Source organism: Rothia nasimurium, assembly GCF_014217215.1.
In the GTDB taxonomy this organism is placed as follows: domain Bacteria; phylum Actinomycetota; class Actinomycetes; order Actinomycetales; family Micrococcaceae; genus Rothia; species Rothia avistercoris.
On the sequence record NZ_CP056080.1, the window covers coordinates 2201739 to 2228299 of the forward strand.

Sequence of the window (26561 nt, forward strand, 5' to 3'; positions counted from 1 at the left end):
CGGGTACTAGCTAGTTCATCTTGTTGCGCCAGTCGGCGTCCTTGCCTGCGCGGGTATCGCGCAGGGCCTGCAGGTTCTGTTTGATGAGGGCTTCGGGCTCGACGGGGCGGCCGCCCGCTGAGTGGGGGGTGATGATGATGTTCTTGGCGTCCCACAGGGGGTCGCTGGCGGGCAGGGGCTCTTCAACTACGACGTCGACGGCGGCGCCGGCGATGCTGCCTGAGTTGAGGGCTTCAATCAGGTCTGCCTCGTTGACGGTGGGGCCTCGGCCCACGTTGATGACGTAGGCGCGCTGGGGTAGCTTGGCCAGGCGGGCGGCGTCGAGGGAGTTCTTGGTTTCCTCGGAGTTCGGCAGGATCATGACCAGGATGTCGGTGGTTTCTAGAACTGAGTCGATGTCGTCGGTGGCGACCACAGGGAAGCCCGCCCGCTCACCTGCTGAGCGGGCGATACCGGTGACCTCGGCGCCGAAGGTGTCGAAGAGGCGGGCGGTTGCCTGGCCGATAGAGCCAAAGCCCCAGATGGTGACTTTGGCGCCGAGCAGGGTGGTGACCTGGTCGGCGGGGTGTAGCTCCTGGGGCCCGCCTAGTTCGGTGGCCCAGTTCTTCTGTGCCTGGTGCTCGGCCAGGGTGGGCAGGAAGCGTACAAAGTTCAGGGCCAGGGCCAGGGTGTGTTCGGCAACGGTCTTTGAGTGCAGGCCGCTGCCGGAGGCGATGACGGCCTCGGGGCGGAAGCCCGCGGCACGGGCCTGGTCGGGGCCTGCCAGCAGGGCCTGGACCAGCTCTACCTGCTGAAGGTGGGCTGCGGCGTCCTTGAGCTGGTCGTTGGTGTTACCCCATGCCACCAGTACGTCGGCGTCGTGGTGTTCGGGGGCGATGTTGACGGTGGGGTCGTAGCTGACCAGCTCATCGCCGGCTTCAGCGCCCAGGGCGCTCTGATCAAGGGTGATTGATGTGGGCAGAAGAATCTTCATGGTGTACTCCTTTGTTCCAAGTGTTAGGCGCGGGGGCACCCACTAGCCACTTTACCCTCGTAGGGCTCTGCCAGGCCTACCCGTGACGCAGCATGACGGACGGGGGCGCGGCTAGTCCTCGCGCAGCAGGTGGCGGAAGGTCTGCACGGCCTCGCGGATTACCTCATCGCGCTCAGCGCCCTCGGGCACACCGCGGGTGTAGTCCAGGTAGCGGAGCAGGGCCGAGGTGATACAGAGGGCTGCACGCAGGCGGGGCTCTGAGGCTCCTTCCCCGGCTTCACTTTCGGGCAGGTAGGGCCAGGGGCCGCGGCGTCCGCTCGCGCTGAACTCCACCCAGTTGACGGTGCGCAGCAGGTCAGCCAGGGTCTTTTCACACTCGATATGGTGGGTTTTCAGGCGGTAGCGTAGCTCCGGGTACTCCTGCACCAGGGGGCGCACCTGCGGGTAGGTGGGGCTGTCGACCGATGCGACCATGATGTCGAGCATCAGGTGGGCAACACGCTCAAAGATATAGAGATCCTGGCGGGCAGCATCGCGCTGCAGGATGTCATCGGTGATGACGGGGGCGCGCAGGCCGAGCACGGCGTCCTCTTTACTGGCGAAATAGTTGAAGAGGGTGCGGGGGCTGACCCCGGCGGCTTCAGCGATTTCGTCGGTAGTGGTGGCTTTGAGGCCCTTCTCAAGCACAAGCTTGAGCGCGGCCTCGTGAATCGCGGTGTGGGTTCGCTCCCGGCGCTGCTGGCGCACGGACTTCTCGGGTTTCTTCACACCACCAGTCTATTGCAGAGGTGCAGAGAACCTAAGCTAGGTGAGATATTACGAGCGGGGTACGAGCATCGCGCGTAGAGAGCTTTCTGACTACGTGGACAAGCCCCACCCCGCGCTCGGACCCCGGGTAGACTTAGAAAGGTGAACTTCAGCCTGCCTTTTCTCGATATCACGAACCTGCCGGATTGGCTCTCGATAACCCTGGTCGTTATCGATATCCTCATCCGCATCACCGTTATTTTCTGGTTGCCCTACAACCGTAAACCGGTGGTCGCGCTCGGCTGGCTGATGGCGATTTTCTTTATTCCCTTCGTGGGCCTGTTTGCTTTCTTGATTTTTGGTTCCAACCTGGTGCCCCGGCACCGCCGCAGCCGCCAGCGCAGCATGAACCAGATTATTAAAGACTCCATCGAGGGGGATGACGCCGTGCTGGGCGACCCGGAGCTCTCTGAGCCTGCGCGGGTGGCAGCTAACCTCAACTACAAGCTCGGTGCCCTGCCCCTGATTGGCGGTAATGATTTCGAGCTGCGCCACGACAACAACGCGGCCCTGCAGGAAATTGCCGAGAAAATCGATCAAGCTAAGAAGTACGTTCACTTCGAGTTCTATATCACCGCCCTCGATAGCACCACCGAGCCCCTCTGGGATGCCCTGGTGCGCGCCCACCAGCGCGGTGTAGCGGTCCACGTGCTTATCGACCATATCGGGTCCCGCAAGTACCCCCGTTGGAGGGAGCTCCAGCGTAAGCTCAACGATGCAGGGGTGCCCTGGCGGCTCATGCTCCCCCTCAAACCCTGGAAGGGCCAGTGGCAGCGCCCCGACCTGCGCAACCACCGCAAGATTGTAGTCATCGATGGCGAGCTGGCTTTCTCCGGCTCCCAGAATGCCATCGATAGCACCTACAACCTCAAGGGCAACATCAAAAAGGGCCTAGAGTGGAAGGACCTCTCCTTCTTCTGCACCGGCCCCATCGTGCACGAGCTCAACGCGGTTTTCGTCTCCGACTGGTACGCCGAAACCAAGGAACTCCTGCTCGATGAGATTGACGCCGACATCGAAGCCCACGATAAGGCAGGGCAGGAGGGCCAGCGTCCGCTCGCCCAAATCGTGCCTTCTGGCCCCGGTTTCGAAACCGAAAACAACCTGCGCCTGATCAACCACCTGATTTACAACGCAGAAGAACGCATCATTATCTGCTCCCCCTACTTCGTGCCCGAAGAAACCCTGCTGCAGGCCCTAACCAACATGGCACTCTCGGGTATCGACGTAACCCTGATCGTCTGCGAGAAGGGCGACCAGTTCCTGCCGATTATGGGGCAGCGCTCCTACTACGAGCAGCTGCTCCGCTCGGGTGTGAACATTCAGCAGTACCCCGGCCCCACCGTGCTGCACTCCAAGTTCATGATTGTGGACGACGAACTCACCTTCATCGGCTCCTCCAACATGGACCCCCGCTCCTTCGCCCTCAACTTTGAGGTCTCCACTTTTATCGTGGGCAAGGCTATGGTGCAGGAACTCGAAGGCGTAGCCCGGGATTACATCTCCCGCTGCAAGCGCCTGCGCTACGACGAGTGGGTCAACCGCCCCAACCACCAGAAGGTTGCCGAAAACCTCTGCCGCCTGTGGAGTGCCCTACTCTAGGCGTCCGTGACCGCTTCACCGTCGTGACGGTGACCCTGCCCGCTAGCGGTACTGGCGATAACGGTGATATTCCCGGGGCCTGGCTTGGTCTGCCCGAGTTCCTGAGCGGGGACGCTGGCACCCACGTCGACAATAACCGACCGCAGGTGCGCTCCGGCGGGTATTACGGCATCGCCCATCAGGATAGAACGCTCCACTCTTGCCCCTGCCTCAACGGTCACACCGGGGCCAACAATACTGGCCTCAACCTGCCCGTGCACGCGAGCTCCGTGAGCAACCATAGAGCCAGTGACCTGCGAGGACGCCGCCAGGTAGGCCGGTGCGTAGGGGTCAGGGTGAGGAAGAATAGCCCACCCGGGAGCGTCCAGGTCTAGCCCTTTCCCTTCGAGCAGGTCCATGTGGGCGCGGTAGTAGGCATCGATGGTACCGATGTCCTTCCAGTAGCCCTTCAGCAGGTACTCGTGAACCTTTCCCTGCTCCACCAGGGCCGGGATGATGGTTTCACCGTAGTCACCACGGTCAGGTCTGAGCCCAGCTCTGCGTGTTGAGCCAGGACGGGGCGCAGGTCGAGCTGGTAGAGATGATCAGCGCTCATCACAATGACGTCTTGAGCTCCGGCTGACTCAAGTAGGGGCAGTTGCTGGAAGAGGGCGTGGCCGTTCCCCTGGGCAAATCCGTCTTCGGGGCGGCGTCCTTATAGCGCTAAGACCTAGTGACCTGCGGCCTCGGCCTTCTCAGCGTTCTCAAGCGCCAGCTTGAGGAAGTCACGGGCCGGGGTGTCGGCAGCCGACGGCTTACCCGCGTAGGCACCACGGTACTTGGCAGCGGGGTGGCGTTCATCGACGTACTTGTGGCCTTCACCGAAGAGGCTCTCGCGCAGGGTGTTACCCTCATAGGCGGTGCGGTAGCGGCCGCGCTTTTGCAATTCGGGTACCACGAACTCCACAAAGTCCTCGAAGGAGCCGGGTGAGACGTGGTAGGCCAGGTTGATGCCGTCCAGGCCGCCCTCGTCAATCCACTTCTCCAGCTCATCGGCAACAGTCTGGGGGGAACCCACCAGAACCGCACCCATGCCGCCGGTAGCGCAGTGCTCAGCAATGTCCTTGCGGGTCCACTCCTTCTCCTTATCCTGCAGGGTGAAGGGGGTCAGGAAGGACTGAATCGACTCGGTCTCAACGTACTTGAGGGCCTCGTCCTCATCGAACTGATCCAGGTCAAGGCCGCTCCATCCTCCGATAATGCCCTGGGATGATTCGATGTCCTGGTACTTGAGGTATTCCTCGTACTTGGCTTGGGCTTTCTCGTCGGTTTCATCGACCACAACAGAGAGCATGGCAAGAATCTTGACGTCGTCGCGCTTGCGGCCGGCCTTCTCAGCCTCAGAACGGATACGCTCGGTCAGGACCTTGGTCAGGTGGGGGCGCAGTGCGGTGATAAAGATGGCTTCGGCGTGCTGGCCTGAGAAGGCCTGGCCGCGGCTAGAGGCACCGGCCTGGAAGATAACCGGGGTTCGCTGGGGTGAGGGCTCCGTCAGGGCGATACCCGGCACCTGGAAGTACTTGCCTTTATGCAGAATGGGGTGGACCTTAGTGGGGTCGGCAAAGATACCGTTTTCACGGTCGCGCAGAACGGAACCGTCTTCCCAGGAGCCTTCCCAGAGCTTGTAGCAGACGTCCAAGAATTCTTCGGCGATCTCGTAGCGCTCGTCGTGCTCGATTTGGCCGGGTAGGCCCTGGTTTTCAGCGGCGGACTGTAGGTAGGAGGTGACGACGTTGAAGCCCACGCGCCCGCCGGTCAGGTGGTCCAGGGTGGAGTAGGCGCGGGCCAGGGTGTAGGGCTGGTTGTAGGTTACGGCGGCGGTTACGCCAAAGCCCAGGTGCTCGGTGACAGCGGCCATGGCTGAAATTTGGAGGAAGGGGTCGCCCACCGGGACCTGGGCGCCGTCCTTGAGGACGGGGGCTACGGAGTCCTTGTAGACGTCGTACACGCCCACAACGTCAGCGATGAAGACCGCGTCGAAGAGGCCCTTTTCGCAGACCTTGGCGAGGTCGGTCCAGTATTTGATGGTGTTGTACTCGTCGGCTCGTGAGCGCGGGTGCCTCCATAGGCCGAAGCTCTGGTGGCTGGTGGTGGTCATATCAAAGGCGTTGACGACGATGCGCTTTTTCTCGGTCATGCTGGGGTGGCCCTTTCCTCAGGTAGCGTGTCCTACCCCCTGCGCCCGTACACGGCCTTGCACCTGGGGAAAAGGCGCCCTGCCCTATATCAGAGGGTGGCGCCTGGTTGCGCCGTACTTGCATTACTGCCTGATCTTCATCTGGGGCACCCCGCTACGGGAGAGGGTTGCCGCCCAGCTAGCCAGAGCTTGTCGCTGGGTCTCATGATCATTTGTCTACCAGTGAAACAGACCACGCTGGCAACGGGCAAGAACCGACCGTCACGTTACTTTCTGTGACCGAATATTTCGCGTGTTGGGTGCCCCCACCCCGTTCATAATCGTCATGTTCTTGCCCGGGTAAGGTCTTACAGGTATGGGCTAGTCGCCGACCTATTACCGCGCAACCGAACTAGATAGTAGCCGGAGAGAGGAGTTTAGGAAGTAGCGAAATCTCTGAGGCTTGAGCCTTCTAAACGGTAGCCCAGCCATTGGGACTGGTAGGTTGCGCCAATACTTTCATAGAAGTTTCGGGCTGGCTCATTCCAATCAAGGACTACCCAGTCAAGGCGCTTATAGCCACGCTCATGCGCCGTGTCAGCAAGTTTCTTGAGTAGAGCTTTACCGCCCCCAGACCCCCGAGCTTCGGGGCGAACGTAGAGGTCTTCAAGATAGATTCCGTGGCTACCTTCCCACGTTGAATAGTTGAGGAACCATAGGGCAAAACCGTCAATGCGGCGGCCAGGGGTATGGGATTCAAGCACGTACGCAAAAATTGCTGGGTGCTCGCAGAAGAGTTGTTGCGTGAGCGTGCTGACCTTATTTTTTACAGTGCTTTCAGGCTCTTTTTCGTAGGCCGCGAGGTCTTTGATGAGTTGAATGATTTCGGGGACGTCTTCGGCTGTAGCGGTACGGATACTGTTCGGGGTGTTCATACGTTGATTCTACTGCGGGGTGTTCTCCGGAATAATCACATACTCCGCAGCAGTATTCCCAGGATTCCACGACAAAGGACCAATCATAAACACCAACTTCTGCCCCTGATACTGGTTCACCAAATCAATATTCTTCAACAGATCATCAGTGCCACCAACCACTTTAGGGGTGATAATTAATCCGCACTCAGTAGTTTCTACAGCTATCGCATTTTTTACTAGAAGCTACCTTAGTGCCGGTACCCCCTCTAGAAAACCGAGCCGATTCAACAGTACATTCTCTAGGCTCAGCGTAATGAGAATTTACGTATCTAAGAGCCGGGTAAAGCATGAACATTAAAAACAAAAAAATTCCAGTACCAATATACCAAAGTATTTCTTTACGTGTCAGCTTCCGCTTTTCCATCTGCTCCCCTCTCCAGACACAGCGCAACCTTACTCTCTGTCATTTCTAGCTACAAACCCACACAAGAAAACTATTCAGAAGACCCAAAATTCACAGGAGAACCATCAGCCTCCTTAATATCCTGAATAATATGATACCTACCATATAAAAGATACTTATTCACCACAAAAATATACTTCTTACCCACCACCAAACTATCCGTCGTCTCATCCATACCCACACCATCCAACACAGGATAATAAAGCATCAAGGTCCCACACTCCTCCGTCACAACAGACGAATCAGGACTCGACGCACCAGCCTTTCCCGAACCCCGCATCGACCACACAGTCGAAGCAGACTTCACCGTACAGGTCATCTCCTGGGTATAGTGCGAATCCGTGTACCGTTTAACAGGGGTCATCGCCATAGCAAATAATACGAAAATTATCCAATATAGAATCCAATTCTCCCGTATATAGTTAAAAACCTTTTTCATCAGCACCCCCTACCTTTTTCGGAAAAACAGGACGACGAACATCCAGAAGCCAGCTACTGCTCCGGAATAATCACATACTCCGCAGCAGTATTATCTATATACCAGGATAGAGGCCCAATCATAAAAACCAGCTTCTGCCCCTGATACTGGTTCACCAAATCAATATTCTTCAACAGGTCATTGGTGCCGCCCTGAACCTTACGGGTAGTAATAGTTCCACATTCAAGAGTTTCTATTATTATCTTATTCTTCGTTGAAGCAACTCTTGTTCCGCTCCCACCTGAACCGAATCTCGCATATTCAACAGTACATTCCCTGGGCTCAGCATAGTGCGAATTTATATAGGCAATAGCTGGAACACTCAGAAACATCAGCAATAAAAAAAATTCCAAAAAATGCACCCCAGAGAATTTCTTTACGAGTCCATTTCCTCTTTTCCATCTATTTCCCTCTCCAGACACAGCGCCGCCTTACTCTCTGCTAGATCTATCCACCTGCAACAGGCAGATGACTACTCAACAGGACCAGAAAACGAAAACACCCTCCGCTGACCCCAACTCTTCAAACTAGTCTCACCAATCATAAACTCATACTTCTTACCCGGCTCAACCCGACTCAGGACAGACTCAATCTCACCCTCACTCACCGGCAGATAAAGCCCACCACAGTCCTCAGTCGAAAAAACAATATCGTCACGCGACGAGCTATACCTAGCACCACTTGACGTAGAAGACTTATACTCCGCAGACTCAACCGTGCACACCAGAGACACCTGGTGATACCGGTCTGTAATATTTAATTGCCATAGGATATACATCACATAGATAAATGGGCTCATAAAAATGAGCACGACAATGATAAATCTAAACCAAGAGAAGTTAGATTTCTTCTTTTTATTTTCAGCTTGGATAGGTGAAATATCCTTATTCTTTTGGCTCATCACTATCAAACCCCTCCTCAACAGCAAAACCAGTCGCACTCACAACCGAACCACCAGCACCAGCAGCCACAGACCGCCCACCACCAGAAGCAGACGAACCCATAGCATGCAACTGATCCGTTGCAGGCCCCTTCACAGGAGCAGACGTCAAAGCAGAGCTAGCAAAACCCTTACCAAAACAAAGACGACGGCGCCCCCATGCACCCAAACCGAACACACAAGAACACCGCCGCCAGATATCGCACAATAAGCCAGGGCCTACCGGTACCAGCCTAAATCCAGAACCACACCAACAAGCAGATGACTACTCAACAGGACCAGAAAACGAAAACACCTTCCGCTGGCCCCAAGTCTTCAAACTAGTCTCACCAATCATAAACTCATACTTCTTACCCGGCTCAACCCGACTCAGGACAGACTCAATCTCACCCTCACTCACATCCTAGAGACCCTTACCCTGAGCCCCTTTCAACTCCCTATACTTAGTCCACCCCACATACAGGTGAATAAACAAACCCCACGACGCAAAACTCTGAACAGCAGACAACGGCAGCAACTGCATACAAATAAAAGTACCCGCCGCAACCACCAGAAGCCCCAGCAGAAAATACACCACCAAAAACTTCATCGGACTACTAAGAGACCGCCCCAAAACATTAGACAAAGGAACATTAACACCGGCCACAATAAGACCAGTAAGAGCACCCAGCAACATAAAAATACCCTAACAAAATAAAACTACACACTAAATAAAACACAAAGGCATAAGCCAAAACTATTCAGAAGACCCAAAATTCACAGGAGAACCATCAGCCTCCTTAATATCCTGAATAATATGATACCTACCATATAAAAGATACTTATTCACCACAAAAATATACTTCTTACCCACCACCAAACTATCCGTCGTCTCATCCATACCCACACCATCCAACACAGGATAATAAAGCATCAAGGTCCCACACTCCTCCGTCACAACAGACGAATCAGGACTCGACGCACCAGCCTTTCCCGAACCCCGCATCGACCACACAGTCGAAGCAGACTTCACCGTACAGGTCATCTCCTGGGTATAGTGCGAATCCGTGTACCGTTTAACAGGGGTCATCGCCATAGCAAATAATACGAAAATTATCCAATATAGAATCCAATTCTCCCGTATATAGTTAAAAACCTTTTTCATCAGCACCCCCTACCTTTTTCGGAACAAAATACGCTCGCCGAGCACCCAAATCCTAAGATTTCTGCTCCACCGGCACCTCAACAAACCGACCATCCACACCAGCACGCAACCGCACCCCACGACGAACACGGTCATTAATCACCTCAATCTGCGCCTCCGTCTCCTCCAACAAATGAACATACTCCAACTCACCCAAAGCAGGACGAGCCGACATCTCAAAAGCAAACAAAGACGGTAACTCACAGCCCACCCAAAAACGATTCACAGTAGAACAACCCGAAAAAGAACGAACCTCCATAGCCCTCTCAAACCGAGCAACCCTCATCTTGACCCGATTCACCCAAGACTCATCAGCCCTAAACACCACCGGACGGTCATACCCACCACGCCCAGCAACACCAAACGTCACCGTAGCCCGGCCCTGAGCGTCCTGCCCAAAAACCACATCCGCCACACTAATATCCGTAAAACCTAAAACCCAGGCATGACGACGCGCGAAATCCTCACCCGGGGTCTGCACCAGATACATCCCGCGGTGATCAACCACTAAATCAACTATGCGAGTATCGGTGGGGGTGAGCTTGGGTCCCTGCTCAAAAAACTTCTGTTCGGCTCGCCAGAGCATGGCGCCTTCTGGGGCAAGGCCGGTGAAGGTGAAGTCCCCGGTGACGGTGCCTCGGATGCGTAGCCGGTCAAGGGGTTTGCTGGGGAAATAGTCCCGGTAGAGCAAGTCAGAGTTCAGACCGTAAATCCAGGAAGAGACTTCGCAGGCAGTTGGTGCTGGCCCGGTTGGGTAGGTGTAGGGCGGTAGTTCATGCTCTTGAATCAGTATGGTGGTGTTGATAGGGCGGGTGGCGTTCTTGGTATGGGGGTTGATGTCTTGTGCTTGGGGGTTGTTGGTGGGCAGGGGCCAGGTGCGGAGGCCGATGTAGAAGTTTTCGATGTTGGCTATATCGTGTGTGCTGGTGATGCCTTTGTGGCTGAGGTGGGCTAGTCGGTAGGCGCGGAGTTCTTTCCACCAGTGGGGTCGGTAGCCTAAGTAGGGGATGGTTTGTCCGCCGATGAGGCCCATGAGCAGGGCAAAGGCGAGGGAGCCTATGAAGGTGATGCCGAATCCGGCGGATATCCAGAACCATACTGGGTGGTTTACCCGGTCGGAAAGGCCGGCGTCGTCGATGAGGCCTAGGCAGAGTAGACCTGTTAGGGAGAGGCCTATGTAGGGTACCAGGGTGATCCACATGTCGAAGGGGTCGATGCCTTGTTGGGCGGTGACCCAGATGCGGTTGCGGCTGTTGGCCATGAGGGTCCAGGTGATGATGAGGAGGGTGATGAGGGTGATGAGGAATATGTAGTATGCAGGCATGGTGTTCTTTCTCTGTGTGGTTACTTGAACCAGTTCCCCACGGTTTCTGCTACTTTGTCGGTGAGTCCGGTTTCTCTGTTTCAGCCGGCTGCCGGGCTAGTTTGAACTGCCGATAAAGTTGTCGGCGGCGCTAGAGTTCTTATTCGTCCCCAGACAAAACACACTCACCACGAAACACAATCCGCTCCCCCTGAAAACCCGAGTAATAATAGACCTGCGTCCCTAACTCCGTGACATACACAATCTCATACCCATTCCCATACGGCCCAACATTCTTCACCTCAAACCCACGAGACTCCCACAAAGCCCGCATCCGCTCAGACCGCGCAGTGTACTCCGAAGCAGGACGATCAGCCTTATCTTCCTCCTGATCAAAAGTGTCCATGGCCAGCTCAATACGATATAAAGTCTCCTCACCACTCGAATCACACACACCCTGAGGAGTAAAAGACCGATCGGCCACCTTCTGAGGATCATAAGTACGACCACTGGCGTACTTAAAAGAAGACGGATCCAGCCCCGTATCCTCCACCACCTGAGGCAAGAGAACCCAGAACTCATCCTCAATAGCGGCCTGCTCCTGAGCCGACACCGCACGCGGCCCCGAAGAACACCCCACCACCAAAGCACCAACTGCTACCAAAGCACCCAACCTAGACCATAAGAGCACACTGATATGTACTGGCTTTAGTTCCTACCATCATACGAGACTCACAACACCATCCACCACCTCCTGCGGAGTCCGATAACCAAGGGACGAATGCAACCGCTGCTCATTCCACCAACACACCCAACCCGCCGTCTCAACCTCCAACTGAGCAACAGACTCAAAGAACCGGCCACGCACAAGCTCTGCCTTATACGCACCGTTAACCGACTCAGCCAAAGCATTATCGTACGAATCGCCCCTTGACCCAACTGACAGTTGCACACCCAGGCCCCGAAGCTCACGCGTGTAATCCTCAGCCACGTACTGGGCCCCACGGTCAGAATGATGCACAATCTCAGTCAAAACAGACCCACACTTACGAGCATCGAAAAGAGCCTGCTTCAAAGCCGTCAAAGGCATCCCGAGTGTATGCATGGTTGAGGAAACACCCCAACCGACAATCTTCCGGCTGAAGACATCAGTGATGAAAGCGGTATAGCAGAAGCCGCTGGTGGTACGAACATAGGTGAAATCTGCTACCCACAGGCGATGTGGGGCATCAGAGGTGAACTGGCGGTTGACGAGGTCAGGGCGGTTATCAGGAGCCTTGGTAGCCCTGGTAGTCACCGGTTTACGACCCCGGTGTACCCCCTGGATACCAGCAGCACGCATGAGCCGGTAGGTCTGATCCCGGCCGATAGCCCAGCCTGCTCGTCTCATGGCTTGCCACATCTTGCGCACCCCGTAGACTCCGTAGTTTTCCTGGTGGATTCTCAGAAGCTCGGGGATCAGCAACTGGTCACTGAGTGTTCTAGCTGCTGGCACGCGGGCTTTTGCTGCTCGGTAGCCACGTGAGGTGATGAATCCACCGTCTAGATGCTCAGCGAGAGTCCGGCAAATCGGCTCGACCCCGAAGAGATCCTTATGGGTATCAATGAAACGGATCATCATCGGGCCGGACGGTCGAGCTCGGCTGCGAAAAAAGCCGAAGCGGCTTTCAGGATTTCGTTGGCTCTGCGTAGTTCAGCAATTTCTTTGCGAAGTCTTCGGTTTTCTGCTGCCATATCGCTGGTGGGCCCGGGGGTTTCTCCTTGGTCGATGGCGGCTTGTTTGTGCCATTTTCGTAGGGTTTCGGGGCCGATGCCGAGGCGTTCTCCAATGTTTCGGCAGGCGGTGTAGATGCCTGTGTTGGGGTTGTTTTCCAGGTGGTCGGTCAGTAGGCGTAGGGCTCGTGTTTTGAGTTCGGCGGGGTATTTGGTGGGCATGGGTGAAGGTTCCTTTGCTCTTTTTGTTTGTTTCTAAATTTACGGGAGCGGAACTAAACCCAGTACATATCACACCACTCACCCATCCTCAGACAAAACACACTCACTACGCAGCACAATACTTTCCCCCTTACCCCCCACATAGTAAGACACCGCAATCCCCTGCTCCGTGACATACACAATCTCATACCCATTCCCATACGGCCCAACATTCTTCACCTCAAACCCACGAGACTCCCACAAAGCCCGCATCCGCTCAGACCGCGCAGTGTACTCCGAAGCAGGACGATCAGCCTTATCTTCCTCCTGATCAAAAGTATCCAAAGCAACAAACATCTGATACAGGGTCCCATCCCCACTCGAATCACACGCATCCTTAGCATCATAAGCCCGGTCAGCGACCTCCTGCGCGTCATAAACATCCCCATTACCATAGGCAAACGAAGACGGCTCCAACCCCGTATCCTCCACCACCTGAGGCAAGACAGCCCAGAACTCATCCTCAATAGCAGCCTGCTTCTCAGCCGACACCGCACGCGGCCCCGAAGAACACCCCACCATCAAAGCACCAACTGCTACCAAAGCACTCAACCTACGCCACAAGAGCACACCACTCACCCATCCTCAGACAAAACACACTCACTACGCAGCACAATACTTTCCCCCTTATCCCCCACATAGTAAGACACCGTAATCCCCTGCTCCGTGACATACACAATCTCATACCCATTCCCATACGGCCCAGCATTCTTCACCTCAAACCCACGAGACTCCCACAAAGCACGCATCCGCTCAGACCGCGCAGTGTACTCCGAAGCAGGATGCTGCACATCATCCACATCAAAAGTATCCATAGCCAGCTCAATACGATATAAAGTCTCCTCGCCACTCGAATCACACACACCCTGAGGAGTAAAAGACCGATCGGCCACCTTCTGAGGATCATAAGTACGACCACTGGCGTACTTAAAAGAAGACGGATCCAGCCCCGTATCCTCCACCACCTGAGGCAAGACAGCCCAGAACTCATCCTCAATAGCAGCCTGCTTCTCAGCCGACACCGCACGCGGCCCCGAAGAACACCCCACCATCAAAGCACCAACTGCTACCAAAGCACTCAACCTACGCCATGGCATAGCCAGACTTCCTTTCTACTATTCAGCCCTCACTCCAGAGCCTATAATCATTCCTCCGTTAAGGGAGCGTGCCATATCCGGGGGCACTTCGGTGTTTGTTTGACTTTTTCCCGCGTCAAACTCTTCCCTGGTCATCCCCTGCTGCTTCAAAAGAATATTGAGCCAGTTCTCTTTCTTCTCCGGCGAGGCGCTGTTCCACATTTCAGAGGTAATAGTGAATTGAACCTTGGTACCGGTGCGCGGTTCCTCCACATAGTAAACGGCTTTAAGGTAGCGGGCACCTGACGGGTTACCGTGGCTACCCAGCGAGTGTTGAGCCCCCTGGTACTGGGTGTACGCACCCTGCGACCAGTAGCCCTGCTGAGAGCCCGAGGTGCTTACGGGGTGATAATCAACATCTTCGTAGTAGGTTCCATTGCTATCGATTACCGCTGCATCTTTCAGCTCTTGGGCAAAGGTGATGTCCCCAGGTAGCTGTCGTCCTGCTGCAGAAGCACCCATTGGGGCTAACAGGTCATCAGGTGAGTGAACATACCAGAGCTCTTGTTGGTTATTCTGATCCCGCTCTATACGCCAAAGCCCAGCATTAGCCGCATCGACAGCCTCTTGCGTTAGCCCTGCTGACCCGTAGAAGCCCACATTGTTGACAGCGGTCTGCGAAAGGCTCAGGGCCTCGGCCGTAGTCGTTGTCCCGTAGGAATGGGCGTTCAGTGAGATATGGGGGTCATTGTATTCATCCGTGGTAGCAAGCCCAAAGGCCGGGATGTCCCGGTTACTTGACTTAGTAACATTCAGGGCATCATAAAAGTCGGCTAACTGTTGCCCACCCTTTCGAGCCAGATCAGGTTGAAGCACACTCTGTAGAGGGTAAGGACGCTCATACGATTCGGGGAGAGGGTCATAAACTTCCATGGATAAGTCTAACGGCCTATCCAAACTTCGCATAAGGTCCGGGGTGTCATAGCCCAGATAGGCGATAACAGCTATCTGCTCATTATCCCCTTTCTTCATGCGCTCCTGAGTCGCGTGCATATCCCATGCGTTCTGGGTCAAGCTACCGACGCTACGGCCCACGTTATTATCCATACCGGGTACCATGACCGTGGTGGAGGTAGCCTCGTCCACATCCCCCACCGCGATTGCCGTCAAAAAGTCGTTTTCCGTTGTACCGTCCTTATCCCCCATATGGGAAATATCCAGGAAGAGGATATACTTTTGCGCACCGGACTCTTCATCTGTGGCAGCAGCCTTTTTGATCTCCTGCAAGTCATCCTTATGCTCCTGAGAAATATCGGGGTCAGCCAACAAATCATCAATCAACTTGCGGCTCGCCTTATCACGCTCCTTATAGGAGACCCCGTTCAAATTGCTCACCAGGCCAGGCGCATACGTAGTCAAAGCTTCCTTAAAGTTATCTGGAAGATTCTCCCACCACTGACGGGTATAGGTTGTCTCCCACACAACATCCCCTGTACTTGCTAAGGGGTTCCGGGCAAGATCAGGGTGCGTCCCAAAGAACTCTTCAAGAGACCGGGCATCCAAGTCACTGAGCAGCTTCAAGTAGGCTTCGTACTCGGCAGGACCGTCACCAGCATGAGCCGCAGCTTGCTCCAAATCACGCATCTGCTGCTCTGAAAGCCCACCCACCAAAATATCCCTAATACTTTGCATAGAAGACCCAAAGAGCCCACCACCCGCAGAGCCAGCGTCCACAGACCACAAACCCGCAACAGCCAACTGATACTTAGCGACCGCGTCTGCGGACTTACTCCCGTACTCCGAGCGGACCTCATCAACTACCCGTTGAGCTTCTGCAATACGGGTATGAGCCGCCGAAAGCTCCTCCTCCAGAAAAATTTTCCGAGCTAAATTAGGCTCCTCATTCTCCTTCACCTGCGCAGCAAAAGCTCCCAGCGCACCGATTTCCTGCCTAGCGTCAACAGCCAGTTGCTCAGCAGCCTTGGCCTTACGCAAAGCCTCATCAGCTCTCTCCTGCATCCCCTCTAAGGCCTGTTTCCACCCCAGAAGGAGTTCCTGGGCGGTGGTAAACGTCCTGGACATCTCCTCCAAGACAGCTTTCCCCTCAGAAGCGACCTTTTCAATACGCCAGACCCGCAAAGACTCCGCATCATTCGTTACGATAGTACCCAGTTTGCCCGCAGCAACCGTAGCATCACCGGCACGAGTTCCCCAGTGCTCCGCTACAGAAGCATAAGCTTCCGGGCTACCAGGGCAAGGATCCCCGCCAGTCAGCGGAGACCAATCAAAAGGACGTACACCAACCATTATTTACTCCCCCCAGCACCATCAGCAGTCTTAAAATCATCGTAAACAGATTGAGCGCCCTCCTGGGCGTTGCCCAAAGCCGTCACCGTAGCCGTCAACAGTTGGTCCTCTTGGCCCATCACAGCATCAGAATGGTGATGGGCTACCGGGTCATCGCTTGCAATCGAGCCGGATGTACTTGACGCATATGTAGTGAAAGAGTCCTTAACCTCCCTAAAGGTATCGATGAGGTCCTGCAATAGCTCATAACTTAACCTAATATCTGCCATCAGAGATTCAGCCTTCCTTCCACGTTCCCCCTACGAGGTAGCCTGCTCCAAGGCGACATCAACACCGTAGGCGCCGCCAGAAACATCACGGAGCTTAACCTGGGCATCCCCCAGAACCTGACCCGAAGCTGAGGTAACGCTACAGGTAAGAGCAGAACCGTCCTTAACCTCAACATAGCCATCACCGCAAGAAACATCAGGTTTTGCTCCCAGCTGCCCCTCCAAAGCTGAGGCAACAACTGTAGCCACAGAATCACGAGAATCCGAAAGCGCTTTCTCCTTAACGCTGGGGCTAAGAGCCGTCCCCAGCTCTGCCTTGCCATCGGCAGTAACACTCTTCACCGTTACCTGAGCAGAGCGAGCCTGATCTTCACCAGTAAACCGGGCCGAGCAGGTCACGCTCGCCCCCACAACACGTTCCAGTCCCTGCAAACAATTCACAGCCGGCTCAACCTGAGCCTCATTCGTCAAAGCCTGCAACGCCTGTGACCGCACCTCATCGGCAGAAATATCGCTCAAAGGCTCCTCGATTTCAGGCGTAATAGTCACATCAACGGTGTAGCCTTCATCCGTGAGAGAGGCAACCTGCACCGATGCTGAACGGCTAACCGACTCACCCGCCAAAGTAATCGTGCAATCTACGCTCGCCCCAGCCTCAACCTGCAAGGTCTTATCCCCGCAGTCCACCTGGGACTCCTTCTGGTAAGTTCCCCTCACAGCGACAACAGCGGCCTGCTCAACATCCGTAGCAGATGCCTCCTGCGAGGTATTAGAACAGCCAACAAGCAACAGGGGAACTGCCACACTAGACATACATACAAGAGCTATTTTCTTCATTCCTACTTATCCTTCACACGCAATCTGCACACTTGTTATCCGGCCATCACCAAGATTTACTAAAGCCCGGCCCACAGGGCGGGGTTGCGCCAAAATTTCCTGGGTTAAGGACAGCCCTACGGGTTTACCACTAAAAATAGACGCGGGGTTAAGAACGGCACCGTGGCGGCGCTTAACCAGCTCATTCATCCACGACATAGCGCCAACACGGTCTAGCTCGTCAAGGCCGTCAGCCGCCACCACGCGAACCCCCTGGCTGTTCAGGGCAGAACCAATCTTCTTCAGCTCATCAATAACCGTGAAGTCAGAGATAGCAGAAGCATCGTCAATCACCAGTAGGATGTCTCGCATCTTCAACACTTCACGAACGGATTCGGCTGTAATATCGGCACCCGCATAATGCGCCACAACATTCTCATGCCCCGCAAGGTCACGTACAGGAGAACGGAGAGGAGTCAACAGGACAACCTGCACACCAGCGTCCAACGATGATTGGGCCAGCGCCCTAAGCCCGGTAGATTTACCGCTCCTGCTCGCACCACCAATCACGAAGGTGGGGATTTCAACCAAATCAATAGGAACCGGAAGCACATCGTCACCACCGATGCCCAGCAGAGGTTTCCCCGGGAGCGCCGGCGCACCGGCCGCCACCATGCTACTGTAGGTCACCTTAGCGGCCAGATCCCGCAGAGCCAGCGGGAGCTGCGACTCCGGAATGTCGCTATGACGCTGAGCAGCCTGCTCACCAATAATGCCCAGAGCCCTAACCTGGGCTTGTGATGAGGGATCTGCATCGAGCAAAGCAATCTGGGTTTCCCGCGAAGTACCAGAAGCGAAAGCCCGCCCCGGGCCTATTTTCTCCGGCAGTTCGCGAGGGGACAAGCCCGCCATAGTGTAGTCCGTACGGTCAGCCAGCCGAAGCATCAACTTATGCTCAACCAAAGTATTTGTACGGCTTGAGAGCAGGGAACGGTCACCGGTAATAATCAGGTGAACACCGGCAGAAGCGCCCTCTCTCAAAATAGCTAAGACAGACTGACCCACGCTACTCTGGCAGTTATCACCAATACCGTTCAAGAACCCCTCCCACTGGTCAAACAAAATGACAATATGCGGAAGTTTCTGCCCCTCCGGAGAGTTCCTACGCTGTTCAGTGACAGAGGTGAAACCCGCTTGGGAAAGAACCGTACGACGGCGGTTAATCTCGGTTTCCATCCGATTAATAAACCGGGTCAGCAGAGTCCCCTGCGTTCGAGAAATCACCGTATTGCAGTGAGGAAGCTGCAGAATACCGCGCAAGCCACCGTTACCAAAATCAACACCGTACAGGTGAATATCACGGGGAGAGGTGCTCTGACCTATTGCACCGGCAATAGTTCGTAGCGCCTGGGTTCGACCGGTACGCGGTGAGCCCACGATGAAGAAGTGTGAAAAATCCTCGAAATCCAGACAGAGAGGCCTCTGGCTCTGGTCTGCCGGGAAATCTTGGAGGGCAAAAGGAATCTTGGGGATATCATTCCCTGCATCGGAAGGCACCTGGGCCACGATATCGGCAAGAACCACGTCATCACCCATAGACGGTAGCCAGGGGCTAGGCTGCGGAGGGATGTTGAGCTGTTCAGCCGCTTTCTCCATCGCCCTAACCAGCACCTGCAAATCAGTCACAGCAGACTCAGTCTGCTTCTGTTTAGGAGGAACAGGAAGGGCATACCCTACCTGAGGCCAAGGAACCACATGCACCACCGGGTCAGGAATATCCTGTACGGTGCTCTCAACCCGAGCACCACCAATACGCGATGACTGGAAGGGCAATAGAGGGCTTGACCCGGACTTCACATAGGCACGACCGGGGGTAGAGGTAGAAATCTCAGCCGCATCAGCAGTACCAATGACGTCCTTACTCTCCACCGAATCAGCCATACGCAAGGCAATACGCAAGTTAGTGTTAGCCAGAATATCGGCTGTAATGGCACCCTGCGGGCGCTGAGTTGCCATCACCAGGTGAATACCCAGCGAGCGACCCCGCTGAGCGATGTTGACGATACCCGCCACAAAGTCAGGGAGCTCAGCTTTCAGAGCAGCAAACTCATCAATCACCAGCACAAGGCGAGGCATCAACAGATCTGTTTCACCGCGCTCACGGGCAGAGGTAAAGTCCTCAATATCTTTAGCGCCCACAGTAGCCAAAAGGTGTTCACGACGGCGCAGTTCAGCAGCCAAAGAGTCCATGGCCCTCTGCACCAGGTGGTTATCCAAGTCAGTAACAATACCAACCGTATGCGGCAGATTAACGAAATCCTTGAATGCCGCACCACCCTTATAATCAATCAGCACAAAAGACAGCTCATCGGGTCGGTTACGCAAAGCCAACGATGCAATCAGAGTCTGCAAGAGCTCCGACTTACCGGAACCTGTCGTACCCGCGATGAGGGCGTGGGGGCCGTCCTTCCTGATATCAATCTCGAAAGCCCCGTCAAAGGACTCACCGATCACAGCAGACGTGGAACGAGGTGAAAGCGCCCATCGCTGCATAACGAGTTCCGGCTCAGGGTCCTGCATCATGACGGTATCTAAGAAACGGGCGCTGGTCGGAATCGCGGAATCGTCCTCATCGGTAGCATCGCGTAAAGGAGCCATCGGGCGGGCAATGCCTTCAAACCAGTCCCATTCAGGCAGATCGGGGGTAATCTGCTCCAGAGAATTCTCACGATCACGCTTAAGGGTCCATTCCCCACCCGACTCAGTCACAACAGCACGTGACTCCTCAGGGAGGAACCGCTCTTCGCTATCGATACATAGAGAATAAATACCTACGGAGGGGCCTTCAGCCAGCACCCGTGAAGCACCCGGCCATTGACGGAGTTTGCGCGCACCGTCAAAGACCACGACAATAGAGCGAAAAATATCGGGGTCCTTCTCAGCTCCCTGTTCCTGCCGCTGCTCAATCATCTGGGACAACTCGTTAAGACGCTGACCAACAGTACGGGTGTCATTACCGATAGTGGCAATAGACCCCTTAGAACTTGCTGCGTGAGGAAGCCACCTCACCCACTCCCACTCTCGAGCAGAAGACCCGTCAGTGAGCACTACAATTCCAACATCACGCGGGCTCTGAGTCACCGCTAACTGACCAACCGCCCAAGCAACGTTGCGGTGAACCGCAGTCTTCTCACCGCAAAATCCGATGACCCCAAACTGTTTGAGAGATACCGTTACCGGGACCTCCTGAGCTTTCATCAGCTGTTTTCGGCGGTGATCAACCTCTTCAGGCCGGTAGATGCTCACATCGGACTCAACTTCAGATACCCCCACACGAATATTCAGGTGGTCAGGGTCGCTCCGCCGACGCTCCCACAGCCTAGGGCTGGGTAGACTCGCAATCAGCCCAGCAGTAGCAGGATCGGGGCTAGATAAACGCCGCTCATTCGCGAAATCCACAACGGCCTGGTGAAGGTCCTCATCGATTTGCGCCCTTACCTTACGGTACTTTGCTTTCCGCTCCCGGTGAGTCGCCTTACCGTTTTTACGGTTGCTCATGTGGCTCGCTAGCATCATCGCAGGCGACATCAGCCCAAAAATCAGGAAGTAAGGCCTCTTCATCACCACCGCCATGAATATGGCAAGTATCAAAGGGATGAACATACCAATAAGAGGCAGTGCACCACGCGAACTCATCTCGGGTTCGCTAGGGTATTTGAACTCCGTTTCACGGTCTTTCGGCATCAGCCGGGGAGGCCGGTTAAAGTCCAGCAACCCAAGCCGCTCCGAGGGTGTCACCGACGCGGTTAAAGGAGCCTGCGTAAGAAGCTCGAAAACATACCCACCAATCCGCAGGGAATGGCCTTGAAGCCACTCTTGAGGCTCTGTGACGGGTTGCCCCTCAAGTTGAAGAACCGATTCCTCAGTAGTATTTTCCACGGTGCACTGACCAGCTTCATTGAAGCTGAGCAAAGCCGCTGTCTGAGGAAGGTTACTACCTTCTAAAACGATAGAGCAACGAGAATCAGCCCCCAGAGTATATTTCCCGGGCTCAAGTGGGCGGATAGTACCGGCCCCCGGGCCACTCACCTGCTGGATAAAGAGGAACGGGGAAACATTAAGGGACTCTTCTAAAGAGCTACGTTCCAAGGCTTCGACACCAAGCACTGCGCCCTCAGTAAGTTCAAGTTCACCCCAGGTTCCCCTCTTCTCGGCCAAGAGGGGAACGGGCTCACCAACCTTTGTTTCAATAGCGGAGGCGACCGCGCTAACAGGTAACTGAGGATCCGCGTCAACTACCAGGTGAGAGACCGCGGGTTGAGCGTTTTCGATGGAGAGACGGATTGAGGTCATTATCTCTTACTGTCAGTTGCTCTAGCAGTTTTTGCAATGGACACGCCGGTGATAGCTCCAACGCCGAGTGCAATGAGGATAAGTAGTAGCACAGGCCACTTCGGAGTTGACTTATTCAGGTTCACCACCGCAGTTGCACCATTCGCGGTGTTCGCACCCTCTGGAGCCACTACACCTGCCTGAGGGTTAATCCGGCCTTCAATATTCTTAGTTCCCTGAGCGTTCAGGACACTAGATTTGAGCTGCTGGTTCGTTTCCTCTACAACACGTGGGTCTTCAGCTTTAATTGAGCTGGTTTGAATCCATGTAGGGTTCTGTTCAATAGGAGTCTCTGTCGGCTCGGGAGCCTTCTCCTGCTCAATGACGGGTGTTACCTGCGCTTCAGTGGGGTCAGTGATCGGCGCAGGAATAGTTTCTACGCTCTCCGAAGGGGCAGGAAGAGGGAGCTCTTCAGTGTCCCCAGTGGGTTCTGCTGTTTCTACCGGCTCAGGTTCAGCTGGCAAATCAGGCTCCACAGGATCACCCGGTACCGGTTCCACAGGAAGAGTTGGGTCAGTAATAACCGGTGGTTGTGCCTCAGCTGGCACCACGTTAAATGTCTTCGATGCCAGCAACCGGCCCTGGAACTCTACCGGAATATTATCTTGGGAAGGCACAACAGCCTGAATCGAGTACTCCCCTGCTTCAAGCGAAGCAGTCTGCTTCAGAGTTACTTTCTCGAATGAGCTCCATAGGCTATCGCCGGTGGGGCGCGACAGCTCAATATCTTGGCTTGCAATAATTTCCCCACCTCGAACAAGTTGCAAGGTCACAGGGTAGTCCTTGTACGATGGCGCAAACTGGTCACCTGAGATCTCGACAATGGCATCTTCCCCGGCAACAATACTGTCTACAGAAGTACCCAACTTAGCCACAGATTCACCCAAAACACCTAGCTGATCCGAAGCTGAAATCTGATTCTTCTCATCCTGCGCAACAACATTCACAGTAGCGCTCGTCATGTATGGGCTAGTAATCAGGTAAGCATTAAAAAAGCCATCGGCATCAGTAGTGACTTTGAGAGTCCCCGTTGCACTATCAAGGTCACCCGCTGAAGGTGTACTCCCTGCAGCCCACGTCGCAAAGGTAATACCAGGGATTGGGTTGTTGTTTTCGTCAAGAGCGCTCACCAGAACTTCAGAATTAGGCTCGTACCCTCCACCAGCGACAGGCATGACATACCCAGCCGCAGTGATCGGATACTGGACTACAAGCAAGGGGCTGTATTCTTTTGTTCCATCAGCGACAACTACGCTCTGTAAAGTATCAATGACCTCGGCTCCGTTGACAAGCACAGGCTGATTCTTATCATCCAAAAGCCTAATCTCTAAGGTGTACTTACCAGTCTTTTGTTCCTCCGGAACCGCACACTCAAAAGTTTGTACAGGAGATTCCCCACTAACAGAGCACTCTACTGGGTCCGCTTCAAGTTCTTGGGCAGGAATTAGAGAGGCTGTAATGTGTGTGCTTTCAGGAACATTCTCTACTGATCCCTTGAAGATCTCGCCAGGCTTGACATCAGCCGTATCAGCCTTAACTTTTAAGTCAATAGGGTCCGCAGGAGCTTCAGTAGGGCTCGTGCTGGGCAAAGGAGTAGTTTCAGAGGGAACAGCAGGCTGGTCATCTGCCGTGGGTATAGCCGCAGGTACATCTGTAATATCTGCCGAAGAATCATTTGCAACGGAAATATCCTGCGTTGCAGGGTCAGATGCGAAAATTGATTCAACTGCCTTAGTCGGTGTAACGGCACCGGTCTCACTCAATGTAGGTGTTGCAGATGCGTAGTCAACAGGTGAGGTTGAGTGCGAAAGAGTAGACGTGGATTCCTCCGGTAGAGGCGCGGCATTCGATGCTGGCATCCCTGCTGCCAGGAGAAGTGCCAGGGTAGTTGTCCCAGTGTTAAAAATCAGCCGCTTAGGCATCTGTGATGTCATGTTTTCCTCTACGAGTGTGTGTGCTTTATTTGGTGTATTTTTCAAGCGTGTTGTTATACGTTCTGATAACGGCGATATCCTGGTTTACCAGCAAGGGCGTGATACCCGAAATTGACTGTACCTCTTCAGGCTCCATATAAACATTACCTAAATTACTGCTGCCCAAGGCGCCCTCACCAATAACAGTAATCGGCTCAATACCCTGTGCAATGAGATCGGCGTCCGCTCTACCGGTCTCAACATCAAACAGGTAGCCAGCATAAAGAGCAGAACGCCCATCAGGCCCCCACAATAAATCTGGGTAGGCGGAGATACGCTCCTGAGTTGTTTCAATATATGAGAGCAGATTCCCAGACTCGGTATCGTAAAAAGCCACTGTAACCGGTGTCGTTGGAGCAACGCTATCGGGGTATGGAGACCAGATTGCCACAACTCTCTGGTGCCCAACAGAGACGATGCCAGCAAAAGGCAAAGACTCTTTAGGTGTTGCAAGCGGATAGGCAGAAATTTCTTGGCCCTGACTATCAGTTACCTTAATTTCGCCACCCAAGCTATAGCTCACGATATTCTGCCTAGAGAAAGCTCCAGGTACGAAGCCTGAAGGAATCTTTATCTCGTGGAATCCCTCGGAAGTAAAACGCCAGGCCTTGTACTGGTTGTTCTTTTCATCCTTAGCAGCAAAGAGAAGCTCATTCCCCGCCGCATACGGCTGTGCCCCAGCAGGGATTTGGGCGCTAAAAGGCTTATCTGCCCCCATACCTGAATTCCAACCAAAAGCAGTATCACCAATTGACCAGTAAATTCCAGGGTTACCACCAAAACTTGTCTGAGCAGACACTTCAACAGCCTGGTCAAGCGGAAAGTTAGCTACTTCCTCACCTGTTGCCGCAGAAAAGATAGTGAGTTTGCGACTTTCAAAAGAAAAGACATTCGCTACTGTGGAGAACACTTTGGCATCAGGACTTACCGGTTTGCTCCAATCAGGCTTTTCTTTGTAACCGGGAAAGCCTTGACCGCTATAGCCCGCCACAGGAAGCTTCTGTGTCAGAGATACAGCTAGTACTTCTCGTTCATCTTGGGGTTTAGGCATCTCTGGGTTCAGTTCATTGGCAGCAAACACTATAGCTGCAATTGTTAAACAGCTTGCTCCAATAGTTAAGAACCCTTGACCAGCTGACTTAAAACTCTCAGAACGGCGTCTTTTACGCGCTACTTCTAGATGGTCTGAAACAGTCACTCGTGCAATCCCAGAGTCAGATTCACCGGAAGAAATATTCTCGAACGCTGGCTGGCCTACCGCCCTAGGGGGAAATACCCGACCCACAGGCGTTGAAATCTTGCCAGACCACTCTTCAGGGTAGAGAGGGAAAAACCGTTTCTCTATCTTCAGAGGATCCTTGCCTACCCGCACGTCGAGAACCCTAGTATTACCAGCTTTATGGGGCCATGACTCAGATTCAACTTGCCCTTTAAAGCGAAAAGCCATCAACAGCGGCCTAATGCCAAGGCCAAGCAAACCGAAGAAGAAAGAAAAACCACGGGCGTAAGCATCCGAGAAATCACCCGGCTTAAGCGACTCAGCTCGAAGAGTTCTAATACCTACCAAGCGTTTCCCTGCGGTCTGCCCAGAAGACGCGTTCTGGGCGGCAAGAATCAAAGTATAAGCAAGCACAATGAGCGCAACAGCTACACAGGTTAACCACCCCACTAGCAGGGACGGCTTAAACAAAAAGCTGATAACAAACCACAGCGCATACCCAGCAGGAGCTGCCACAATCAGCAGGTCGACCAAGTAGGCGAGAGCCCGCTTATATAAGGGGGCAGGCACAAGCAAAAAACTATTCATAGGTGAGGTGCCTTCAAAACGCAAAGAAAAGTAAAAGAACAGACAAAGTTGGCGAAGATAAGTCCGTCCTTATCTCCGCCAACTTGGCAAACGTCCTATATAGACGCTGATATGGGTTTATATCCCGATAACAATATTAGGCGCCGTCAGCAGCCTTGAAGCGCTCAATGGTGCTCTTAAGATCCTGCTGGAAAGCCTGCAGGGCAGGAATGAGCTGGTGAGCCTTGGTGTTAAAGTCCTGGTAGTTGGTGCCGAACGCGCCACTGGATACCTCAGTGGAGAAGCCACCCTCGGGAGAAGTCAGGTGGTTGATGCGGTTGAGCAGGTTAGACAGCGATACTTCGAAGTCGGTTGCTGCAGTCTGCAGGTTAGCTGCTTCGGCTTCCATGGCTGCGTAATCAATCTTGATAGACATTAGGGGTGCTACCTTTCTTTAGCCTGCAAACTCCCCTGGCTGGGACCAGGTGTTCCATCTGCAGCAAATAATGTTTTTCCTGTGGTGAGCGAATTCTAAGAACCGCTCACTGCGCTTCATCCTACCAACTCAGAACATTAAATCTAGCACGTTACGAGGTTATCCACAGTTAAATATTCGGCAAAAGGTATCCATCCAGCTAAACTACCAGGGACTGTAAGGTCTTTGGGGGACACAAAAAGGTTCGGCCCCCGTCCGTAGTGGACAGGGGCCGAACCTTTTATCAGTTAGCGCAATGCTTAGCTGAGAACAGTGATGTTCGCGGCCTGCATGCCGCGATCGCTCTGCTCGGGATCGTAAGCAACTGAGTCGCCTTCTTCGAGTGAGCGATAGCCGTTTGAGTTAATCGCTGAGAAGTGAGCGAAAAGATCTGCTGAGCCGTCGTCGGGCTGGATGAATCCGTAGCCTTTTTCAGCGTTAAACCATTTTACAGTGCCAGTAGCCATGTGTTTTATTCCTTCTGGAAAATGCGCCCAAACCTCGAACGCTTAAGGTGTGCCCTCTCTTTTCCCAAGGAGATGAAACGCAAAACTAAAAAAACTAAAAGTCTAAATACTTACTACACCAACCGGTGGGCACGTCTCTGGCTCTACAGTACCCCGGCAGCTTTGTATGTATTATGTGTCGCAAGTCTCTTTTGGTGCGGCATGC

At 54.1% G+C, this 26561-nt stretch carries 21 protein-coding genes, 1 pseudogene and 1 riboswitch; of the genes and pseudogenes, 1 reads left to right on the top strand and 21 read right to left on the bottom strand.

Translation table 11 applies throughout. The features are described 5' to 3' along the window. Positions 1-10 precede the first annotated feature (10 nt). Together HWU94_RS10000 and HWU94_RS10005 are read right to left on the bottom strand one after the other, a co-directional pair. A complete protein-coding gene (locus HWU94_RS10000; RefSeq protein WP_185173591.1) occupies positions 11-973 on the bottom strand; it encodes a phosphoglycerate dehydrogenase in 963 nt (320 codons plus the stop codon). Between the two features lie 111 nt (positions 974-1084). Then, on the bottom strand, positions 1085-1741 hold the full coding sequence (locus tag HWU94_RS10005) for a TetR/AcrR family transcriptional regulator (protein WP_185173592.1): 657 nt from the start codon (positions 1739-1741) through the stop codon (positions 1085-1087). Between the two features lie 141 nt (positions 1742-1882). Between HWU94_RS10005 and cls the strand changes: the two genes are divergently transcribed. Beyond that, positions 1883-3382 (top strand): cardiolipin synthase, encoded by a 1500-nt coding sequence (cls, locus tag HWU94_RS10010; protein WP_185173593.1) that lies wholly within the window; start codon positions 1883-1885, stop codon positions 3380-3382. Here the strand turns inward: cls and HWU94_RS10015 are convergent. The 19 genes and pseudogenes from HWU94_RS10015 to HWU94_RS10105 all read right to left on the bottom strand — a co-directional run bounded on the left by HWU94_RS10015 (position 3379) and on the right by HWU94_RS10105 (position 26356). Further along, positions 3379-3864 carry a hypothetical protein gene (locus HWU94_RS10015; RefSeq protein ID WP_185173594.1) on the bottom strand — a complete coding sequence of 162 codons (486 nt, stop codon included), beginning with the start codon at positions 3862-3864 and terminating at the stop codon, positions 3379-3381. The two genes, cls and HWU94_RS10015, sit on opposite strands and share 4 nt — an antisense overlap. After that, positions 3831-4028 (bottom strand): annotated as a pseudogene (locus HWU94_RS11790) (sugar phosphate nucleotidyltransferase); the annotation flags it as partial. The pseudogene HWU94_RS11790 and the gene HWU94_RS10015, both read right to left, overlap by 34 nt. Before the next feature lie 63 nt (positions 4029-4091). Further along, positions 4092-5558 carry an LLM class flavin-dependent oxidoreductase gene (locus HWU94_RS10025; protein WP_185173595.1) on the bottom strand — a complete coding sequence of 489 codons (1467 nt, stop codon included), beginning with the start codon at positions 5556-5558 and terminating at the stop codon, positions 4092-4094. A gap of 109 nt (positions 5559-5667) precedes the next feature. Next, positions 5668-5768: riboswitch (SAM riboswitch) on the bottom strand. 206 nt (positions 5769-5974) lie between these two features. Further along, positions 5975-6472 carry a GNAT family N-acetyltransferase gene (locus HWU94_RS10030; RefSeq protein ID WP_185173596.1) on the bottom strand — a complete coding sequence of 166 codons (498 nt, stop codon included), beginning with the start codon at positions 6470-6472 and terminating at the stop codon, positions 5975-5977. A gap of 476 nt (positions 6473-6948) precedes the next feature. Next, entirely contained in the window at positions 6949-7356 is a 408-nt protein-coding gene (locus HWU94_RS10035) for a hypothetical protein (RefSeq protein ID WP_185173597.1), read from the bottom strand. Positions 7357-7409: 53 nt separating this feature from the next. Further along, on the bottom strand, positions 7410-7817 hold the full coding sequence (locus HWU94_RS10040) for a hypothetical protein (protein ID WP_185173598.1): 408 nt from the start codon (positions 7815-7817) through the stop codon (positions 7410-7412). A gap of 50 nt (positions 7818-7867) precedes the next feature. Continuing rightward, complete coding sequence (locus HWU94_RS10045; RefSeq protein WP_221625842.1) at positions 7868-8296, bottom strand: hypothetical protein; 429 nt, start codon at positions 8294-8296, stop codon at positions 7868-7870. A gap of 775 nt (positions 8297-9071) precedes the next feature. Continuing rightward, entirely contained in the window at positions 9072-9479 is a 408-nt protein-coding gene (locus tag HWU94_RS10050) for a hypothetical protein (RefSeq protein WP_185173597.1), read from the bottom strand. Between the two features lie 52 nt (positions 9480-9531). Further along, the gene (locus tag HWU94_RS10055; protein WP_185173600.1) at positions 9532-10842 is read right to left on the bottom strand and encodes a hypothetical protein; all 1311 of its coding nucleotides are present in this window, start codon (positions 10840-10842) and stop codon (positions 9532-9534) included. Positions 10843-10981: 139 nt separating this feature from the next. Beyond that, positions 10982-11485, bottom strand: a complete 504-nt coding sequence (locus HWU94_RS10060; RefSeq protein ID WP_185173601.1) for a hypothetical protein — start codon at positions 11483-11485, stop codon at positions 10982-10984. A gap of 57 nt (positions 11486-11542) precedes the next feature. Further along, positions 11543-12756, bottom strand: a protein-coding gene (locus tag HWU94_RS10065) for an IS3 family transposase (protein WP_185172942.1) whose coding sequence is annotated in 2 segments (ribosomal slippage) — positions 11543-12477 and positions 12477-12756 — 1215 coding nt in all. Because the reading frame shifts where the segments join, the coding sequence is not laid out codon by codon here. A 614-nt stretch (positions 12757-13370) separates the two neighbouring features. Continuing rightward, complete coding sequence (locus tag HWU94_RS10070) at positions 13371-13892, bottom strand: hypothetical protein (RefSeq protein WP_185173602.1); 522 nt, start codon at positions 13890-13892, stop codon at positions 13371-13373. Between the two features lie 18 nt (positions 13893-13910). Next, positions 13911-16178 carry an alpha/beta hydrolase gene (locus tag HWU94_RS10075; RefSeq protein ID WP_185173603.1) on the bottom strand — a complete coding sequence of 756 codons (2268 nt, stop codon included), beginning with the start codon at positions 16176-16178 and terminating at the stop codon, positions 13911-13913. Positions 16179-16477: 299 nt separating this feature from the next. Next, positions 16478-17260 carry a hypothetical protein gene (locus HWU94_RS10080; protein ID WP_185173604.1) on the bottom strand — a complete coding sequence of 261 codons (783 nt, stop codon included), beginning with the start codon at positions 17258-17260 and terminating at the stop codon, positions 16478-16480. A 30-nt stretch (positions 17261-17290) separates the two neighbouring features. Next, entirely contained in the window at positions 17291-21616 is a 4326-nt protein-coding gene (locus HWU94_RS10085; protein WP_185173605.1) for an FtsK/SpoIIIE domain-containing protein, read from the bottom strand. Beyond that, positions 21616-23589, bottom strand: a complete 1974-nt coding sequence (locus HWU94_RS10090; protein ID WP_185173606.1) for a hypothetical protein — start codon at positions 23587-23589, stop codon at positions 21616-21618. The genes HWU94_RS10085 and HWU94_RS10090 overlap by 1 nt, the downstream gene beginning before the upstream one ends. A 25-nt stretch (positions 23590-23614) precedes the next feature. Beyond that, a complete protein-coding gene (locus HWU94_RS10095; protein WP_185173607.1) occupies positions 23615-25435 on the bottom strand; it encodes an RDD family protein in 1821 nt (606 codons plus the stop codon). Between the two features lie 136 nt (positions 25436-25571). Further along, positions 25572-25850, bottom strand: coding sequence for a WXG100 family type VII secretion target (locus tag HWU94_RS10100; protein WP_185173608.1), 279 nt, complete (start codon positions 25848-25850; stop codon positions 25572-25574). A gap of 299 nt (positions 25851-26149) precedes the next feature. Continuing rightward, positions 26150-26356, bottom strand: coding sequence for a cold-shock protein (locus HWU94_RS10105; protein WP_185173609.1), 207 nt, complete (start codon positions 26354-26356; stop codon positions 26150-26152). Positions 26357-26561 lie beyond the last annotated feature (205 nt).

Coding starts and splice junctions, on each gene's coding strand:
- HWU94_RS10000 (WP_185173591.1), bottom strand. CDS start 973: ATGAAGATTCTTCTGCCCACATCAATCACCCTTGATCAGAGCGCCCTG.
- HWU94_RS10025 (WP_185173595.1), bottom strand. CDS start 5,558: ATGACCGAGAAAAAGCGCATCGTCGTCAACGCCTTTGATATGACCACC.
- HWU94_RS10030 (WP_185173596.1), bottom strand. CDS start 6,472: ATGAACACCCCGAACAGTATCCGTACCGCTACAGCCGAAGACGTCCCC.
- HWU94_RS10035 (WP_185173597.1), bottom strand. CDS start 7,356: ATGAAAAAGGTTTTTAACTATATACGGGAGAATTGGATTCTATATTGG.
- HWU94_RS10045 (WP_221625842.1), bottom strand. CDS start 8,296: ATGAGCCAAAAGAATAAGGATATTTCACCTATCCAAGCTGAAAATAAA.
- HWU94_RS10050 (WP_185173597.1), bottom strand. CDS start 9,479: ATGAAAAAGGTTTTTAACTATATACGGGAGAATTGGATTCTATATTGG.
- HWU94_RS10055 (WP_185173600.1), bottom strand. CDS start 10,842: ATGCCTGCATACTACATATTCCTCATCACCCTCATCACCCTCCTCATC.
- HWU94_RS10070 (WP_185173602.1), bottom strand. CDS start 13,892: ATGCCATGGCGTAGGTTGAGTGCTTTGGTAGCAGTTGGTGCTTTGATG.
- HWU94_RS10075 (WP_185173603.1), bottom strand. CDS start 16,178: ATGGTTGGTGTACGTCCTTTTGATTGGTCTCCGCTGACTGGCGGGGAT.
- HWU94_RS10080 (WP_185173604.1), bottom strand. CDS start 17,260: ATGTCTAGTGTGGCAGTTCCCCTGTTGCTTGTTGGCTGTTCTAATACC.
- HWU94_RS10085 (WP_185173605.1), bottom strand. CDS start 21,616: ATGACCTCAATCCGTCTCTCCATCGAAAACGCTCAACCCGCGGTCTCT.
- HWU94_RS10090 (WP_185173606.1), bottom strand. CDS start 23,589: ATGACATCACAGATGCCTAAGCGGCTGATTTTTAACACTGGGACAACT.
- HWU94_RS10095 (WP_185173607.1), bottom strand. CDS start 25,435: ATGAATAGTTTTTTGCTTGTGCCTGCCCCCTTATATAAGCGGGCTCTC.
- HWU94_RS10100 (WP_185173608.1), bottom strand. CDS start 25,850: ATGTCTATCAAGATTGATTACGCAGCCATGGAAGCCGAAGCAGCTAAC.
- HWU94_RS10105 (WP_185173609.1), bottom strand. CDS start 26,356: ATGGCTACTGGCACTGTAAAATGGTTTAACGCTGAAAAAGGCTACGGA.